Annotated in this window: 17 protein-coding genes; 1 reads left to right on the top strand and 16 read right to left on the bottom strand. The window is 38.7% G+C overall.

Annotated elements, in window-relative coordinates; translation table 11 throughout:
* Window positions 1-23: 23 nt before the first annotated feature.
* The 12 genes from pknB to metK form a co-directional block, all read right to left on the bottom strand.
* Complete coding sequence (gene pknB / locus LACDD01_RS08795) at window positions 24-1,982, bottom strand: Stk1 family PASTA domain-containing Ser/Thr kinase (RefSeq protein ID WP_061414491.1); 1,959 nt, start codon at window positions 1,980-1,982, stop codon at window positions 24-26.
* Window positions 1,982-2,755, bottom strand: a complete 774-nt coding sequence (locus LACDD01_RS08790) for a Stp1/IreP family PP2C-type Ser/Thr phosphatase (protein ID WP_017370557.1) — start codon at window positions 2,753-2,755, stop codon at window positions 1,982-1,984. Before LACDD01_RS08790 ends, pknB begins: the two co-directional genes overlap by 1 nt.
* A gap of 20 nt (window positions 2,756-2,775) precedes the next feature.
* Window positions 2,776-4,047 (bottom strand): 16S rRNA (cytosine(967)-C(5))-methyltransferase RsmB, encoded by a 1,272-nt coding sequence (gene rsmB, locus LACDD01_RS08785; RefSeq protein WP_061414488.1) that lies wholly within the window; start codon window positions 4,045-4,047, stop codon window positions 2,776-2,778.
* Window positions 4,037-4,990 (bottom strand): methionyl-tRNA formyltransferase, encoded by a 954-nt coding sequence (fmt, locus tag LACDD01_RS08780; RefSeq protein ID WP_061414485.1) that lies wholly within the window; start codon window positions 4,988-4,990, stop codon window positions 4,037-4,039. Before fmt ends, rsmB begins: the two co-directional genes overlap by 11 nt.
* 310 nt (window positions 4,991-5,300) lie before the next feature.
* A complete protein-coding gene (locus LACDD01_RS08775) occupies window positions 5,301-5,789 on the bottom strand; it encodes a nucleoside 2-deoxyribosyltransferase (protein ID WP_061414538.1) in 489 nt (162 codons plus the stop codon).
* On the bottom strand, window positions 5,764-6,282 hold the full coding sequence (locus LACDD01_RS08770; RefSeq protein ID WP_061414482.1) for an LOG family protein: 519 nt from the start codon (window positions 6,280-6,282) through the stop codon (window positions 5,764-5,766). The genes LACDD01_RS08775 and LACDD01_RS08770 overlap by 26 nt, the downstream gene beginning before the upstream one ends.
* Window positions 6,279-6,935: a deoxynucleoside kinase gene (locus tag LACDD01_RS08765; RefSeq protein WP_019292455.1), complete on the bottom strand. Its 657-nt coding sequence runs from the start codon at window positions 6,933-6,935 to the stop codon at window positions 6,279-6,281. The genes LACDD01_RS08770 and LACDD01_RS08765 overlap by 4 nt, the downstream gene beginning before the upstream one ends.
* A gap of 246 nt (window positions 6,936-7,181) precedes the next feature.
* Complete coding sequence (locus tag LACDD01_RS08760) at window positions 7,182-9,509, bottom strand: primosomal protein N' (RefSeq protein WP_061414479.1); 2,328 nt, start codon at window positions 9,507-9,509, stop codon at window positions 7,182-7,184.
* A gap of 151 nt (window positions 9,510-9,660) precedes the next feature.
* Window positions 9,661-10,020: a DNA-directed RNA polymerase subunit omega gene (rpoZ, locus tag LACDD01_RS08755; RefSeq protein ID WP_003133436.1), complete on the bottom strand. Its 360-nt coding sequence runs from the start codon at window positions 10,018-10,020 to the stop codon at window positions 9,661-9,663.
* 116 nt (window positions 10,021-10,136) lie between these two features.
* The gene (gene gmk, locus LACDD01_RS08750) at window positions 10,137-10,766 is read right to left on the bottom strand and encodes a guanylate kinase (protein ID WP_017369120.1); all 630 of its coding nucleotides are present in this window, start codon (window positions 10,764-10,766) and stop codon (window positions 10,137-10,139) included.
* A gap of 152 nt (window positions 10,767-10,918) precedes the next feature.
* On the bottom strand, window positions 10,919-12,535 hold the full coding sequence (gene rny, locus LACDD01_RS08745; protein WP_061414476.1) for a ribonuclease Y: 1,617 nt from the start codon (window positions 12,533-12,535) through the stop codon (window positions 10,919-10,921).
* A 299-nt stretch (window positions 12,536-12,834) separates the two neighbouring features.
* Window positions 12,835-14,028: a methionine adenosyltransferase gene (gene metK / locus LACDD01_RS08740; RefSeq protein ID WP_017370549.1), complete on the bottom strand. Its 1,194-nt coding sequence runs from the start codon at window positions 14,026-14,028 to the stop codon at window positions 12,835-12,837.
* Window positions 14,029-14,173: 145 nt separating this feature from the next.
* Here metK and LACDD01_RS08735 point away from each other — a divergent pair, with 145 nt between their 5' ends.
* Window positions 14,174-14,923, top strand: a complete 750-nt coding sequence (locus LACDD01_RS08735; RefSeq protein WP_061414472.1) for a biotin--[acetyl-CoA-carboxylase] ligase — start codon at window positions 14,174-14,176, stop codon at window positions 14,921-14,923.
* A 67-nt stretch (window positions 14,924-14,990) separates the two neighbouring features.
* Here LACDD01_RS08735 and LACDD01_RS08730 read toward each other — a convergent pair whose 3' ends face one another.
* The 4 genes from LACDD01_RS08730 to LACDD01_RS08715 form a co-directional block, all read right to left on the bottom strand.
* Window positions 14,991-15,350: a PspC domain-containing protein gene (locus LACDD01_RS08730; RefSeq protein ID WP_017370547.1), complete on the bottom strand. Its 360-nt coding sequence runs from the start codon at window positions 15,348-15,350 to the stop codon at window positions 14,991-14,993.
* Window positions 15,351-15,384: 34 nt separating this feature from the next.
* On the bottom strand, window positions 15,385-15,546 hold the full coding sequence (locus LACDD01_RS08725) for a PspC domain-containing protein (RefSeq protein WP_230316018.1): 162 nt from the start codon (window positions 15,544-15,546) through the stop codon (window positions 15,385-15,387).
* 76 nt (window positions 15,547-15,622) lie between these two features.
* Window positions 15,623-16,711: a DUF4097 family beta strand repeat-containing protein gene (locus tag LACDD01_RS08720; protein WP_061414469.1), complete on the bottom strand. Its 1,089-nt coding sequence runs from the start codon at window positions 16,709-16,711 to the stop codon at window positions 15,623-15,625.
* A 150-nt stretch (window positions 16,712-16,861) separates the two neighbouring features.
* Window positions 16,862-18,475 (bottom strand): glucosaminidase domain-containing protein, encoded by a 1,614-nt coding sequence (locus LACDD01_RS08715; protein WP_061414466.1) that lies wholly within the window; start codon window positions 18,473-18,475, stop codon window positions 16,862-16,864.
* Between the last annotated feature and the right edge of the window lie 24 nt (window positions 18,476-18,499).

The raw sequence follows: 18,499 nt of genomic DNA, 5'->3' as shown, positions 1-18,499 counted from the left end.
AGATATCTGGAAGTTTTTTTGTGTCAAGACGCTTGTTCCGTTGTACTATTCGTGTCTCCATTGTTTGATGAAGAATCTTTTTCTTGGTTGGAAGAGTCTTTACCTTGTTCTGGTGAAGTCTCTGGTGTTGTTTCTGGAGTCGTCTCTGGTGTTGTTTCCGGAGTTGTTTCAGTTGTAGTTTCTGGCGTTTGATTGCCACCAGTATTACTATTGTTAGCTTTAGCCACTGTCAATGTAATTTTTGTATTTGAAGGATTAAATTCTTTTCCTGATTCAGGGCTGGTCTGTGTTACATAATAACCATCGAGGTTAGAACTTGAAACCTTGCTAGCCGTGCTAGCATCAACAAAAGTTATATTGGATGTAGGAACACCAAGACTTTCAAGCTGATTGAGGTAACTGATTGCTGATGTTGAGCTTAATCCACCTGAAGTAAGAGCAAGCGCAGGCATAATTACTGTCTCGCCTTCGGATACATCAAATGTAATTTGATCGTTACCTGTCGGATCGAAAAACTCTCCTTTAGCTGGCGTTTGTTTCACAATAGTGCCAGAATCTTCGGAGCTTGTCACGTAGTTAACCTTAATTTGGCTCTTACTGATATTTTTATTCAAAACAAGCTCGTCAACAACGTCTTCATATTTTTGACCTACATAGTCGTCCATCTTGAAGCCGGTTGCACCTTGTGAGACATAGATATCTACTTTGCTATTTTTTCGGACATTTGATCCAGATTCAGGATTCGTACGTGTTACTTTATCTTTTTCAACCGTCGTACTTAGTTCGGGAATAATATTTCCTACAGCAAGATTTTTCTCTTTCAGTTTACTTTCTGCTTCTGCCTGTGTCATATTTGTCACATCAGGAACAGAAACATTTTGAGGTGTTGTAATCATCCAAGCTGTGATGCCGCCTGCAATAAGTACAAGGGCAAGGATAATCCAAGCAATTAAGCCTTTGCGTGATTTTTTCTTTTTTGGCTCAGAATCTGTTTTTGCCTTATCTTCAGACGCTTTATCTTTAGCTTCATCCTTTTGCTCAGCTTGCGGATGATCAATTAATGGCTTCGTATCATAAGGATTAATTAACTTACTAGGCAAAGCTTTAGTTGCATCTAAATCCTTATCAAAGGTAAGTTTCGGTTCTCCTTTACGATCCAAACTGGTAGCCGTAGCGAGATCTGTCATCATCTCTTCAACATTCGCATAGCGATTGTCGATATCTTTAGCTGTTGCTTTGATTACGACATTTTCTAACGCTTGAGGTACATTTTTGTTGATGTTGATAATGCTGGGTACATTTTCCTGAAAATGTTTCAAGGCAATGGCTACGGCAGAATCACCATCAAACGGGATCTGCCCTGTCAACAACTCAAACAAGATAATACCAATAGCATAAATATCTGACTGAAGCGTTGCATTGGCACCACGCGCTTGTTCTGGCGATAAGTAGTGAACACTACCAAACATCGTGTTCGTTTGTGTTAAACTCGTTTCTGTTAAGGCTTTGGCAATACCGAAGTCCGTCACTTTCACGTTACCACTTTGTGAGAGTAACACATTTTGCGGTTTCAAATCCCGGTGAATAATGCCATGGTTATGTGCACATTCCATAGCCGAAAGTATTTCTGAAGTAATATTCACTGCCTCATCATTTGATAAAGGGGCGTGTTCATTGATGTATTGCTTTAAAGTCATACCATCAACATATTCCATTACGATATATTGTTGATTTTCAGACTCTCCTACATCAGAAATACTAACGATATTGGGGTGAGAAAGTTCTGCCATTGCGAATGCTTCTCTTTGAAAACGAGCAATGGCAATATTGTCATTTTCAAAATTAGAACGCAAAACTTTAATAGCGACTTGCCGATTATCAAGATACGTATCTTCACCTTGATAAACATTAGCCATACCACCACGACCAACTTCTTTAATGATTTTATAGCGATCTGCAAAGATTTTTCCGATTTGAATCATCAGTCAACCTCCACATCTTCATTCACCACTGCAGACTCTTCGTCAATTTTCACCAAGATTACTGTGATATTGTCATGACCACCTGCTTCATTTGCAAGACCTACAAGTATTTCCGTTTTCTCTTCAATACTAGCCTCAGAATAAACAACTTCTAAAATTTCCTCAGCAGAAATCATATTGGTCAAACCATCAGAGTTCATCAACAGATAGTCCCCTGGCTGAACATCAACAGCTTGTAAATCAGCTTGTACTTCGGCTGACTGGCCAAGAGAACGTGTAATGATATTTTTGTTAGGGTGTATTTCAGCTTCCTCTTCAGTAATTTGACCTGCATCAACAAGTTCTTGAACTAAAGAATGATCTGTTGTAATTTTTTGCAATTGTCCATCACGAATGAGATAGGTACGACTGTCACCAACGTGAGCTGAAATGACTTGTCCTTCTTGCATCACTAAAGCTTCAAGAGTTGTTCCCATCCCTTGATATTCATCTAGTTTACCTAAATCTGCAATATTTTCACTTTCATTACGGATTTGATTGCGAAGCCATGTTTCCATTGTCGCAACAGGTGTGCCATCATCAAAAAATGATTCGGACCACAATTTCCCCAAATCCTCTACGGTTAATTTACTAGCGACATTGCCTGCTTTGTGACCACCCATACCATCTGCTAAAAGAAAAAGACGATAACCTGCGCGGTTAACATAAGTGCCTGCAAAGTCTTGGTTGGCAGTACGTTTCATACCAATGTCTGATAAAATACTATATTCCACTTTTGCTCCTTATAAAAGAATTAAAGTTTTCTGAATTTCGCAATAAAGAAACCATCTGTATAGTACATTTCCGGTGTAATGAAAATACAACCGTCTGTGACAATATCTTCTTTTTCATGCGAAATTTCAACCTGTTCAAATTCTGGATGAGCCTCAAGGAACTTATTGACTACCTCAAAGTTTTCTTCATCAAAAATTGTGCAGGTACTGTAAACCATTATACCATTTTTCTTCAGCTTTTTCGAAGCACTGTCCAATATTCTCAGTTGGATTTCCTGTAAATTAAGAAAATCAGAGCTTTCTTTACGATAGCGAATATCAGGTTTGCGACGAATTAAACCAATACCCGAACACGGTGCATCAACCAATATGCGGTCAAAGTCCTCATCATCTGCAAAACGTTCTTCTAATTGTGTTGCATCGGCTTTGACTGTCGTAATTTTTTCCCACACGCCTTGACGTTCCGCATTGTCTTCAATGAGCTTTAGCTTGTGATCATATAAATCACAGGCTGTAACATGTCCTGTATCAAGATATTGAGCGATATGTGTTGTTTTACCTCCTGGGGCAGCACAGGCGTCAAGAACCCGTTCGCTTCCCTTTAAATCAAGTTGTGGGGCTACCAACTGACTTGTCTCATCCTGAATGGTCATTTTTCCTTCAATAAATGCTTGGCTATGAGCAAAATTACCATGGTCTGCCACACGGCCAACCGGCGAGAGTTCTGAAGGAACTGTGTCAGGAATAGTAACTTGAGGATCAATTATTCTGAGACTGGCTTTACTTGGTTTTTCTAAGCTCTCTAAAATCATTCCTGTACGTTTCCCACCAAACTGACGTACCATTTTATCCAAAAGAAGTTTCGGCATAGAATATTTGATTTCCCAAGTTTTTGGTTCTTCATTTCGGCGTTCTGACCGCATAAAATTACGTAAAACAGCATTAATAAAGTTTCCTGCTTGCTGTCCATCCTTACGTTTAGCTATCTTAACAGCCTCATCAACCGCAGCTGAAGTTGGCACTTTATCCATAAAAAGGATTTGATATATAGTCATTATCAAAAGCATCTTGGCCCAAGGTTTCGGTTGTTTTTTAAAGAACGGCTCTAGATACCACTCCAAAAGTTTTTCCTTGGACACTACACCATAGACCAAAGCCGTTACAAAATTACGATCTAAGTCCGAAAGTTGTACCTCACGTAACGTTCTATCTAAGGCGATATTCGCATACGCATCATTCCCAAAAATATCGTTAAGCACATCGAGTGCGACTTGTCTTGCATTACTTGCCAAATTGATCACCTATATTTACTTTCTGTCCTAAACCATTGAGGAAACTAACAATATCCATTTTGGGCTTTCCAGCCGGCTGTACTTCTAAAAGTTCTAAGGCACCAGAACCTGTTGCCACTACGAGCGATTTTTTTGTTTTGTCAATGATTTCGCCAGGCTGTCCGTGTTTGTCTGTGTCAATGGGACGACTATTGTAGATTTTGAAACGCCCTTCATTCCAGGTGGTATGTGCCACAGGGAAAGGATTCATACCGCGAATCTGATTAAAGATTTGACGATTCTTTTTTGTCCAGTCTATTTTTTCTTCTTCAGGACTAATGTTTGGAGAAAAAGTAGCTTGCGTTTCATCCTGTGCTTCTGGCTTGATTTCTCCTGCAACATAGAGAGGGAGTGTTTCAAGAAGAAGATCACGACCGACAACAGCTAATTTTTCAAACATTGTACCTACATTATCTTCTTCTAAAATCGGAGTAGAAGCTTTTGCAACCATATCGCCTGCATCCATTTTTCTAACCATCTCCATAATGGTCACGCCTGCTTCTTTTTCGCCATTCATAATTGCATAATGAATAGGTGCTCCGCCACGGTATTTAGGCAATAAAGACGCGTGAACATTTACCGCAAAAGCCATTGCATCAAGCAATTTCCCCGGCAAAAATTGTCCGAAGGCTGCCGTTACAATACCTGCACCTTGAGCGCCAAAGGCTAACAATTCTTCCATTTCAGGCGAACCAGATAATTTCTCTGGTTGTAAAATTTTCAAGTTAGCTTTCAATGCTAACTCTTTTACAGGTGTTTGTCGAAGTTCTTGCTTACGTCCCACCTTACGATCTGGTTGCGTCACCACAGCTAAAATATCATAACGTTGGCTATCAATTAATCCTTGCAAAACCGTTTGAGAAAACTGAGGTGTCCCCATAAATATGATTTTCGTTTTTGTCATAGTATTATTTTAACACGTTGTCTAAACCTTTTTCTTAATATTTCAAGTTCATGATAATTTCCTTGAACAGGTTACTCGTGCTCTTTATCCTCCTCTTTTATTTTTCATAAAAAATTTTTTCTTATCCTATAAAAAATCTGTGCCCTTTATTATAACATTTTCTTACCCCCTATTCCTTTTCGTACCCTTAATTATAGGCTTTCAACTTAGGATAACTCTTCTTTACGATAAAAAAGAAAAAAAGAGAGAAAATCAATACCTCTCTTTTTGTTATTTGTTCGCCCCGAAATGAATAAAAAATAAATAATAACTATATATATTTGCCGGTATAAGGTATAGTTTGAGCTTCCATAAAATCATATGTTTCTACTTGCTCAGCTTCGGTAAAGAAGGCGGTATTTCGCTCTGTGAGCATAATATTTCCCGGTACATCTTCCTCAAAACGTACTAAGAAAGTCGGTTTGCCTTTCGCAATCGCATAGCCTAATTCCCATGCAGTGCCCGAATCAGTATCCTGTCCATCATAGTCTAAGATGGCAACAATCACATCAGCAGCTTCAACTTCTTTAACATCGTTTTCCATCGTAGCTTTTGCCCACACTGGTGTAAATGGCTCAATATCCTCTGCTAATCCTTCTGGACGTTGGCAACGCATCGGACTAAAATAAGACGCTACTGTTTCATTACTTGCAAGTGCTGCTTCTAATTTTTTCACTTTTTGAATTTGACTCTCGCTGAAAAAGGGTGCTGCAAGATATACTTTTACTGCCTGTTCAAATGGCTTGTTCGGTTGTTTCAACAAGATGAACGGCTTCTAAAACTTCTAAAGATAACATTTCTTCTTTAGTTTGTTGTTGAATCATATTAAATAAAGGAAGATAAAAGTCTTTATCAATGAAAATAACTGGGCGAATTGCTGTTTGCCCAATACTCATTTCTGTCAAGAGTTGAAAAACTTCTTCCATTGTCCCAAATCCTCCAGGCAAAATAATAAATGCTTCTCCCAGATCAATCAACTTGCGCTTGCGTTCATCCATATTTTTGGCCAGATAGAGCTCTGTTGCATTTTGGCGAGGTGGTTCTAAAGGTAAAACCCCATCCGGGTAAACAGCAATAACTTGTCCTTTATTCTCTAGCACCGCATCTGATACAGCACCCATACATCCTTCTTGGGAACCTCCATAAACTAAGGTATGTCCACAACGCGTTATCGCTTCACCGAGTTTCTTGCTACGTAATAAATGTGTCGGATTTTTCCCATCACGAGCTGATAAGAAAACAGTCAGATTCATTTGTTGTTCTCCTTCTCAATTTCTGCGAGTTTATCTTTAATTTGTTCAAGGACAAACAATTTTGCTTCTTCATCCTCAACAAAATCATACTTATCGCCGTCAATCTGAATTTTAGGACAAATATCAAAATCCTCAAACCATTTTTCGTAACGCTTGTTTAACTCTTGATAATAGCCATACAATGAACTATCGTATTCCAATTGTTCAAATTCGCGTCCTCTTTTTTGGATACGTTCCAACATTTTTTCAAAAGATACACTTACATGAATCAATAAATCAGGGCGCTTTTTAAAAGTTAGCGTATTGATTTCCTCTAACATATTTTCCAGTAAAGCATCATAAACCTCTACTTCAATCTCTGTTGCTCGTCCCAAATCTGCATTCAGGTGAAAAAGCAAACTGTCCTCATAAATTGAACGATCAAGCACGTTATTGTTATGCGAAAGTGCTCTTTTAATCGAGTCAAATCTCTTATTTAAAAAATAGATTTGCAACAAGAAGGCATATTTTTGTGGATCTTGATAAAAGAGAGGCAAAACCTCATTATCATCTACACTCTCATAGAACGCCTCTGTTCCCAGCTCTTCTGCTAACATCTCTGTAAGTGAACTTTTGCCAGCTCCAATTGTTCCAGCTAATACTAACACTGCCATTTTTTCCTTCCTAACTTTTTGTATTCTTACTCCCAGAATACTATTTGAAAAGGTTCATTGAGCTCATGAACACACTTTTTTTGTTCAAAATCGCCCCAACGCACAAACACAACATGTAGTGGTTAAAGGCATTTTTAATTATAACACAACACAACATATAGTGCTAACTTTAAAAATGTAAGCAATGAAAACCTGATAAAATTCAGACAATGTTCCACAAAAAAAACGACAAGTAGCTTGTCATTTTTATACAAAACTTTGGGGTTCACTATCGATAAGAACTCTAACATCTTTATTTTCACGTTTTTGTGTTAAATCAAGGACCTGATTTAAGACTTCTTCCAGTTGCTCCTCAAAACGATACTTCACCAGTATCTGATAATGATAAAGATTATGTGTTCGTGCAATAGGTTTTGGAGTTGGTCCTAATATTTTAGCCTTCTCTGATAAACTGGCCTTAATTATGCTTGCTATCTCATAAGCTTTTTTTGCAACTGTATCCTCATCCTTATGACTAACTAAGATCTGAACCGTAAAATAATAGGGCGGATAAGAAAGTTGTTGCCTGTAATACATCTCTTGACGGTAGAAGGCTTCATAATCTTGATCAGCAACAAGTTTAACCGCATAGTGACCTGGATTAAATGTTTGGATGATAACTTCACCTTTTTTATCCGCACGCCCAGCACGTCCTGCAACTTGCATGAGCAGCTGAAAACTGCGCTCACTTGCCCGAAAATCGGGGAGATTTAAACCAGTGTCCGCATTAATCACACCGACCAGTGTCACATTAGGAAAATCCAGTCCCTTCGCAATCATTTGTGTTCCTAAAAGTACATCTGCCTCATGATGACCAAATTTCTTTAAAATTTTCTCATGGGCATTTTTTGTTTTTGTTGTATCTACATCCATACGTAAAATGCGGATTTCTGGTAGAAGTTTTTCTAATTCTTCTTGAACCTTCTGCGTACCTGAGCCATAATACCGTATTTTTCGACTTTGACAGCTCGGACATGTTTGTGGAATCCCCTCTTGATGACCACAATAATGGCAATTCAAAGTTTTTGTATCCATATGAAGGGTCAAAGAAATATCACAGTTCGGGCATTCAACAACAAAACCACAATCTCTACACATCACAAAAGAACTATAACCCCGACGGTTAAGCATCAAGATTACTTGTTCATTTCGCTCAATTTTTTCGCGAATTTTTTGTAGTAAAATATCTGAGAAATTGGCCGACTTATCACTAAGGTTATTACGCATATCTACGATTTGAACTTCAGGTAGGAAAGCTTGGTCATTAGCTCGATGTGTGAGTGTCAATAAATGATAAACATTTCGCTGAGCACGTGCTCGGCTTTCGAGACTAGGGGTCGCTGAACCGAGAACTAACCGTGCATGATGATATTGTGCACGTAATAAGGCAATATCTCTGGCATGGTAACGTGGGCTTGAATCTTGCTTGTAGCTTGTTTCATGCTCCTCATCAATAATAATAACCCCAATATTTTCTAAAGGTGCGAAGATAGCGGAACGCGCCCCCACAACAACCTGAGCTCGTCCTTCCTTTATCTTACGCCATTCGTCATATTTTTCACCGTCCGAAAGTCCCGAATGCATAATCGCAACTTTTTCCCCAAAGCGCGCAATAAAACGATTAGACATTTGTGGTGTTAGAGAAATCTCAGGCACCAGCATAATTGCAGTTTGTCCCTTTTCCAAAAAATGTTCAATAACCTGTAAATAAATTTCTGTCTTTCCTGATCCTGTAATTCCTTCCAGTAAAAAGGGCTTTTCTGCAGAAGAAACAATGGCCTCAAAGGCAAGTTGCTGCTCATGATTCAAAACTTTTGCTTTATCAGGAACGACAGCTTCAAAAACAGTCGCTGTTCTTGAAATCTCTTTTTCAGTCACCTCAACAAGTTCATTTTCTATAAAATACTTGATGATAGCCGAAGAAAATGGTAAGTCTTTTTGACGCACACTTGCTTCTTGGTTTAAAAGATAATCTTTCAATTCTGCTCTTTTTTTGGCCGCTTTGCCAATCTCAAAGGTAGCCAATTTAGCATTAGCCTTTAAATACTTTTCTGTTTTCTTATTTTCTTTTGACTTTGCAGAGTAATTAACGGATAACTTTCCTGACTTGACATCTTTTAATGCTCGGACTTTTTGACTTTCACTAAGCGCGCTCCATTTGGTTTGAATGCCTTCTTGATTAGTCAAAATCTTATCATAGCTTGAATTCAATAAATTAGGCAACATGGCTTTAAGGCAAGAAATTTTGTAAGAAAAGACAGTATGGCGCATTTCATCTGCCAAGCGGAGTTGTTCCTTTGTCAAAACAGGCTCTAAGTCGAGCAGCTCCGCTATTTCTTTGAGTCCCTCTTCTTCCTCATCTACACTTTCAATAATAATTCCTTGAACCAGCCGATTGCCTTTACCAAAGGGAACATGAACGCGCATTCCTGGCTCAATCATCTCTTGCAATTCTGTAGGAATAGCATAGGAGAACGGTTTGTCTGTCTGCATCAGAGGAACATCTACAATAATTCGTGCTGTTTTTTTGAACATTTTTCTCCTCTGCTTACTTCTTCTGTATCTAAATATAGTAATTTAATTATAGCAAAAAGAGCTAACCGAATGTCAACTCTGAATTTGGGATAAAGAAAAACTTCCAAAGATTTTCTATATAAAATAAATCTTTGAAAGCTGGTACCATTTCTTATTCAGCTGCAGCTGCAGCTGCTTTAGCTGCACGATTACCTTTTTGTTTTGCTTCTTCTTCGGCTTCTTCTTTCGCGATTTGTTCGCGGATAAGTTTTTCAGCCATTTTTTGTTGAAGACGTTCTAATTCACGTTTTTCTTTCAATGTTTCACGTTTAGCATCTGGCGAAGGGTGAATCGTTACTGTTCCTGCCGCGATTTCTTCCAAGGCTTGTAATGTACGTTTAACAGATTTAAATTCCATTGTAGGACGTTCGCCATCACGCAATTCATGAGCACGTTTGGCTTCCAAAACAACGAGTGAATATTTTGAATCCACGTGTTGGAGTAATTTGTCAATTGAAGGTTCTAACATCATATCAGTTTCCTCTTTTCTTTTCTGTACGCTGTTTCATTGGATCTCAGTCACCAATGGGTTCTTCTTATTTAAAACAACCTAAGCGTCTTTCAGCTAAAATCTCAAGCCTCTTGTTTTTAATTTTTACCGTCTTCGTCTAACTTCTCAATCATATGTGCATAACGCTCCATTACACGATCGACACGATAATGTTCTGCCTCAATAATCTTGATGACACGTTCTGCAGCAAGTTCAACCTTATCATTGACAACAGCATAGTCGTATTCACTCATCAAGCGAATTTCTTCTTTTGCTTTCATCATCCGGTTATTGATTACTTCTGCACTATCAGTACCACGGCCAACAAGTCGACCACGTAGCTCCTCCAAATCCGGGGGCGTCAAGAAGACAAATACACCATCTGGTACTTTCTCCTTAACTTGCAAGGCTCCTTGCACTTCGATTTCAAGAAATACATCCTTACCTTCATCTAAAGTTTGATTGACATAGGTTAAAGGTGTACCGTAGTAATTGCCGACATATTCAGCATACTCTAACATCTCACCTTTACGTATCATTTCTTCAAACTCTTCACGTGTGCGGAAATAATAATCTTTTCCATCTACTTCACCAGGGCGTTGTGCACGTGTTGTCATTGATACAGAGTAATCAAAGTTATTTTCATTTTCAAAAATTTTCGCACGGACAGTACCTTTTCCTACTCCCGAAGGACCAGAAAAGACAATTAATAAACCACGTTCGGGCATCTTTTTAACCTCACTTATTGTTTACAATCTATTCTAGCAAAGTTGGGCTTATATATCCACTTTACGTAACACAAAGTAACTTTAATTAACTCAATTGTAACATAACTTTTTTATTCTTCTTCAAAATAAAAAAGTACTGCTGGGAGTACTTTTTATTTTGCATAGTCAATAGCTCGTGTTTCACGAATAACTGTAACTTTAATATTTCCTGGATAATCCATCTCGTCTTCAATACGATTTTTCACATCTCGTGCAAGAATTACGATTTGATCATCTGTAAGCTTTTCTGGCTTAACCATGACACGAACTTCGCGTCCTGCTTGTAATGCAAAGGCACTTTCAACACCGTCAAAACTTGTTGAGATATTTTCCAAATCACGCAGTCGTTTAATATAATTTTCAATCGACTCACGACGTGCCCCAGGACGCGCTGCACTTAAAGCATCAGCTGCAGCAACCAAAGTAGCAATATTACTGTTTGGTTCAGTATCTCCATGGTGACTCGCAATAGTATTAATAACGATTGGATTTTCCTTGTACTTACGTGCAAGTTCTGTACCAATCTCGACGTGGCTACCTTCAACTTCATGATCCAGAGCTTTACCGATATCATGTAAGAAGCCGGCACGTTTTGCAAGACTCACATTTTCTCCCATCTCTCCAGCAAGGTTTCCAGCAACATTTGCCACCTCAACTGAATGGTCAAGAACATTTTGACCATAAGAAGTACGGAAATGCAAGCGACCCATGATTTTCATTAAATCTGGATGGAGGTTATGTGCTCCCACTTCAAAGGCAGCTTGTTCGCCATACTCGCGCATCTTGTGATCCAATGCTTTGCGATTTTTCTCAACAAGTTCCTCAATACGTGCAGGGTGAATACGACCATCTTGAACCAGTTGCTCCAAGGTCATTCGTGCAATCTCACGTCTAATCGGATCAAAGCCAGATAATACAACAGCTTCTGGAGTATCATCAATAATTACGTCAATACCCGTCAAGGCTTCAAAGGTGCGGATATTCCGACCTTCACGTCCGATAATCCGTCCCTTCATGCCATCATCTGGTAAAGTAACTACTGATACCGTTTGTTCAGCAACCGAATCACTAGAGACACGTTGGATTGCAAGTGAAACAATGTTTTTCGCACGTTTATCAGCTTCAGCATGTGCTTTTTCTTCACTTGAACGTATCAGCTGTGCCATTTCTTTGGTTAAACCATCACGGGTTTCACTAAGAATGATTTCTTTCGCTTCATCTTTTGTTAAAGCAGCGATACGTTCTAATTCTTCTTGTTTCTTTTCTTCAATTTCTAAAAGTTCTTGCTCACGTTTATTGAGTATATCAGTTTTTTTAGAGAGCGCTTCCTCTTTAGAGTCTAAGCTACGTTCTTTATTTGTAAGTTTATCATCCTTACGGTCTAGAACTTCTTCACGTTGTTTTAGGCGTTGTTCAGTTTCTTTTAACTCCTTACGATCTTGCTTAAATTCATCTTCGATTTCACGGCGTTGCTTTTGTTCTTCTTCACGAAGGTTAAAGCGTGCTTCTTTCTTGAATGCTTCTGCTTCATCCCTCAGGATCTCCGCTTCTTTTCTTACAAGAGCAGCATCACGCTGTGCATTTGCCGTTATCTCATTTGCCTTGTTTTCTGCCTGCATAAAAAGACTCTCAGCATCTTGCTTGTTTTTCTTAATATTTTGGGCATAAAAAATAAAGGCAATAACCAATACAATCAACAAGACAAGCAGAACGAGTGATATGACGTTCATTTGTCTCCTTTTATTCATACCTGCCTTATCGCGGTTCAATAAGGCAGATAGCTTGATTATAATTCATATGTGTTTGCAGAGAAACACTCCCTATATTTTACCATTTTTTAGGATATGTTTCAATTAAGTATTTTACCGCTTTCAACTTTTTGACATTTTGATTTTAAAAGCATGATATCCTGAAGAGTGAAAGATGAAAGATTATGATTAGTAAAACCAGTAAAGCAACTGCGTAATAACGTCCTGTATAGCATTTTTATAAAATAAAAAAACTGTGCATAATAACACAGTTTTGTTGTTTAAAGCAATTCTTTAAGTGTTTCAACCTTGTCTAAACGTTCCCATGGAAGATCAATGTCTGTACGACCAAAATGACCATAAGCGGCGGTTTGTCCATAAATTGGACGGAGCAAATCTAGCATTTCGATGATACCAGCCGGACGCAAATCAAAGTTTTCACGGATAGCTGCCAATAAGATGTCGTCAGAAACTTTTCCAGTACCAAAAGTTTCAATATTGACAGAGGTTGGTGTAGCTACACCAATCGCATAAGACAATTGGACTTGAGCTTTATCTGCCAAACCGGCAGCAACAATATTTTTGGCAACATAACGTGCTGCGTATGAAGCTGAACGGTCAACTTTTGTGGCATCTTTACCTGAGAAAGCACCACCACCGTGAGGTGCGTACCCACCATAAGTGTCTACGATTATTTTACGTCCAGTCAACCCAGAATCCCCTTGAGGTCCACCAATAACAAAGCGACCTGTAGGATTAATAAAGTATTTTGTTTCATCATCAAGAAGATTTTCCGGAATAACTTCCTTGATTACTTTTTCAATAACATCTCGGCGAATTTCTTCATTAGTAGCTTCAGCTGCGTGTTGTGTTGAAATAACCACTGTATCTACACGCTTAACTTGTCCTGCTTCATCATATTCTACTGTAACTTGTGATTTTGCATCTGGACGAAGGTAGCTGATATCACCTGACTTGCGTAAGTCTGCTAATTTTTTCACTAGCTTATGGCTAAGTGAAATCGCAAGTGGCATATATTCTTCTGTTTCGTTGGTTGCATAACCAAACATCATCCCTTGGTCACCAGCACCGATAAGATCGAGTGGATCAATGATTTTTCCATCTTTACCACGAACTTCTTCTGCTTCGTTTACCCCTTGGGCAATATCTGGTGACTGCTCTACAAGTGAAACATGGACACCGACTGATTTGTAGTCAAATCCATTTTCACTGTCTGTATAGCCAATATTTTTGATAGTCTCACGAACCACTCCAGCAATATCAACATAAGCTGATGTTGATATCTCCCCAAATACATTAACTGTACCTGTGTAAACTACTGTTTCACAGGCTACGTGTGCATCTGGGTCTTGTGCCACAATGGCATCAAGGATAGCATCCGAGATTTGGTCAGCAACCTTATCTGGATGTCCTTCTGAAACTGATTCTGATGTGAATAGACGTTTTTCTGACATTCTTTATTTCCCCTACTTCTTAAGTATTTTTCGGTTACAGGCTTAATGGTAGTGATTGCTCACTTGGAGAGTTCTCTCCCGCCATCGGAAATTGTAACTCCTTTATTTTAGCACAAAAAGAGAATTTTTGATATACTTTGCCTAAATGAAAAATCCTTTAGATAAAAAAATTATTTTAGATGCTAATCCTTGGTTAAACGACGTTAAAATCCTTGATGAATCCATCTCAACACAGTTGGATGCTAAAGCTGATGGTCAAGCCAACACTTTATATATGTCTGAAAAGCAAACAGGTATTTATGGCCGTTTTGGGCGGGAATACTATGCCAGTCCTGAAGGAGGTATCTATATGACACTCCTCTTAAAGCCTGTCGGATCTTTGGGAACTCTGCCTAATTACACACTGCTTGCCGCTGCAGCTGTCGTTTCAGCAATTGAAACACTGACCACAAAGAAAGTAGATATTAAATGGGTCAACGATATTTATCTCAATCATAAAAAAATTGTAGGGATTCTCGCAGAGGCCCAAGTCCAACCAGATGCGAGTTTGCAGGTCGCCTTGGGCATCGGAATAAATTTTCATATTTCAACATTTCCTGAAGCAATCGCTCACAAAGCCGGCTCATTATTTACAGAAACTCCTACAATAACACGCTCTGAGCTTGTTGCCAAAATCTGGTCAGAATTTCATCAGCTCTCTAAAAGAGACTTCTTTGAAATTTATAAAACTCATTCCTTCATTCTTGGGAAAACAGTAGAATTTGAGGAAAATAAAGTCTTATATAGAGGTACCGCAGTAGACTTAACACCATCTGGTCAACTCATTGTTCACCTTGAAGACGGTCAGATAAAAACTCTCTCAAGCGGTGAAATCTCGCTAAAAAACTGGACGTGATGGACGTCCAGTTTTAATTTTTTCATTTATATTATTAGGAGTTTAGGAAATTCGGAATTATTATTTTTTAAAAATCTGACCAGTCATCTTTTTTCTCATCTTCAACTGGTTCAGCCTCTTTCATCTTACGGCCAGATGAGTGAGATGAAGATTTGCTTTGCCAACGGTCCGCATAGCTTGACCAGTTTTCTTCATTTGTTCTGCGGTAGTTTTGTCTCCCAGCATTACTTCCAGCACTTGGAATAATCCAACTGGCAATAAAGTATACAGGAATAAGACTTCCCCAACTTCCGAAAGCTAAGAGGACATACAAGATCCGTACAAAAGTAATGATATCAGGGCTCCAACCAAAGTATTCACAGATACCTGCAATCGTACCCGTCAACATTCGATTGTTTGGTGATTTTGTTAATTGTTTTTGAGACATTTTCTTTCCTTTCTAGAAGCTGTCCTTCGAATGATTAATGAGGGCTAGGTATTAGCCAACTCGCTACGATATATACAAGTGCAAGTGTTCCAAAACTTCCTAAAGCGAAGAACACATACAAAATACGCATTAGTGTAATTATATCACGACTTAAGCCAAAATACTCGCCTACGCCAGCTATGGTCCCCGTCAGCATACGGTTACTCGATGATTTTGTAAGTTGTCTTTTAGACATATGTTTTCCTTTCTAAAAAGTTTGGAAGGATTTCTGCTTAGTCAATATCTTTAAGCCAGATTGTTCCTGATTTTGTTTCGAGTTCAAAGGTTAAAGTATCTGGACCAGTACGAACGACTGCCGCACCATTACGACTTGCTTCAAAAGGATTATCCAAGTTCAAACGTGTTTTATAGCCACCAAAGACTGTACGCACATGTCCAACAAGACCGAGATATTCTGGTACAGAAAGTTTCACATCACCATTGACATTTTTCACCATTAATTTTCTTGGTGTATCTTGGTTTTGTGTCAAGAGAATATTCCCATTAACCAAGTTGACATCTCCATCTTCAAAAGCTGATGTAACTCGAATGTTACCATTGACTGAATTCAACTTCAAAACATTTGTTGAACCATCTAAAACTTTAATTTCACCATTTTTAATAGTTACGTTAATGTCTTTGTTGGTTGTTTCCACAAGTTCAACTTCACCATTGACTTGATCAATCTCTAAGTTATCCACTGCTATTTTTTCTACTTTAATATCCCCATGTGCAAACTTGAAATCAAAAGTTTCATACACTTTTTCAGGTAAGTAAAGTTCCAAATTAACAGCTGTACGCAAGCTATCAGATGTCGTAATCTCTAAAACGCCGTCGTTAACTTCGAGTTTTGTTTTTTCAGCCAGATATTCATCAATTTTTTCTTGATCCACTGCACCGTAAATTCTGTATTCAGCTTTTACATGAGCATTTTCACCAGGATAAACGGAAATTTTACCTGCCTTAATGTCTAAATTAACGGAATGAAAGTCGCCTTCAATATCTTTTTCCACAGTTTTTACTGTTGATTTTACTTTTGGAAAGCCTTTAGAGAAGTCGATATTGTCATCGATTGCTTTCGAAGCATCTTTGAACACTACTTTTCCTTTTGACACGATTTGGTCCATGATACCTTTGAAGGAGTCCATAAAGTCAACCTCGTGGTTAACAAATCCCTCTGTATCTGTATAATTAAATTTTTCTTTATTTTCGCTTTGGCCTTCTTCAGCCATAGGATTTGATTTATCAAGCAATTCCAAAGCTTCATCTTCGGTGATAATTCCCCGACGCATCAAGTCCATAATTCTATCTTTTTTATTCATTTTTGTTCCTCCTGTTATAGAACTGAGATCTGTCAATCTCTATATTTAAATTATCCCATACTTTATTGTGGATAATCTCAGTCTTTGGACTGATTTTTTTCTTTAACTTTTTTTAAAAAGAACAAAAAAAGGTTCTTACGAACCGTTTTTTTATTTTTTAGGTTGAATATATGTGGATAAACTTGCATCGCTTGCAGATATCGTACGATAGTCCACAACATTGAGGCCTTTAACATTCATTTCGGAAACAAGGATTGAACCATCCTTATTTACTTTTTCCACAAAAGCAACGTGACCATACTCAGCAGAAGCTCCAGCTACACCCGGTGGGAAACTTACCGCATAACCCACTTGTGGAATAGTCGTTGTGTAATAACCTTGTGCGGCACCGTTTGAACCCCAAACGCCACCATTACCCATGAATTGGCCAATTTTTCCACCCAATTGGAAGATACGGTTATACACATATTGTGTACAATTTCCCCAAGCATAGCTTGAGGCACCTGGATATTGTTTGCCATCATATTCTGGGAATTTCAAGTCAGTCGGCATTTTTTCCAATAATGGACTTGCAGGAGCATCGAGATTTTTAAACTCATCTGACAAGTTTTCAATATCGTCATACTGAGTCAAGTTGTATTCTTTAATAATTTGAATGAGCTTAGCGGCATACTCCGGATCCGTAGCAAAAATTCCTTGCAATGAACGTGCTGCATCCTCAACACTGTCACTATTGACCTTCCAGCTTCCAGCATAAATCTTGCTGTTCCAAGTTGTCCCATGCAACATCAAGTTGATGTAATCTACAAGGGATTGGTCAAAATTATCATAGGCCCGATAAGTTCCCGAAGAAATTGTTACGGACTGTCCATTAAATGCACCAATGATATTAAACAAATTGTGGTAGATAGATGCGACATTACTATGTCCGTAGCCTGACTCCAAAATAGCTTGGGCAATAATTAAAGAAGCATAGAGATTATTTTGTCCTGCAAGTTGTGAAATTCGAGGAGCAATGCTTTTGATAAAATCTTCAACAGTTGTGTTGTTAATTTTTGTCAATGGAAGTACTGCAATATTTGTTTTATTGAATTTCAAATCGCCATCTGTACTTGCCTGTTTATAAGTCGTTACCGCATCCTGTGCTGTATAATTTGCTCCAGAATAAACGGGTGCCACATAATTATAGTTAGGTGCAGATGGAGCTGGTGTAGGCGCCGGTGCCGGAGTGCTAGGTTTTGGCGTTGATGGTTTTGGTTTAGAAGGCTTTGGCTTTGATGGTTTCGGCTTTTCTGGTTTTGGTTTCTCAGGGTTCACAGGTTTACCAGGATCTGTTGGGTCAACTGGGTCTGTAGGATCTACTGGATCCGTTGGGTCAACCGGGTCTGTAGGATCTACTGGGTCCGTTGGGTCAACCGGGTCTGTAGGATCTACTGGATCTGTTGGGTCAACCGGGTCCGTTGGATCTACTGGATCCGTTGGGTCAACTGAGTCCGTTGGATTTGTTGAATCCGTTGAGTTTTCTGAATTACTACTGCTCAACTGCCCATCATCCCCAGCTTCAATCTTGTTTACCTCTGAGTTCTGAGTCACAGTATCTACATTCGTTACCACTTTGAAATCTGATGAAGCAGTTGTTGTACTATCCGCATGAGCATTCGCACCAAAAGCAGCGACGCCTAATACTGCCGCTGCACTTAGAGTGACCTTTGGTAGAGCTTTACGCTCCTTTACCTTCATATGTTTATATTTTTTTTCAGCCATTGTTAATTTTATCTCCTCAAGTCA

Origin of the sequence: Lactococcus sp. DD01, assembly GCF_001578715.1 — a bacterium.
Taxonomy (GTDB): Bacteria; Bacillota; Bacilli; order Lactobacillales; family Streptococcaceae; genus Lactococcus; species Lactococcus petauri.
Note: the sequence above shows the minus strand (reverse complement) of the source record. Positions and strands in the feature narration are given on the sequence as shown.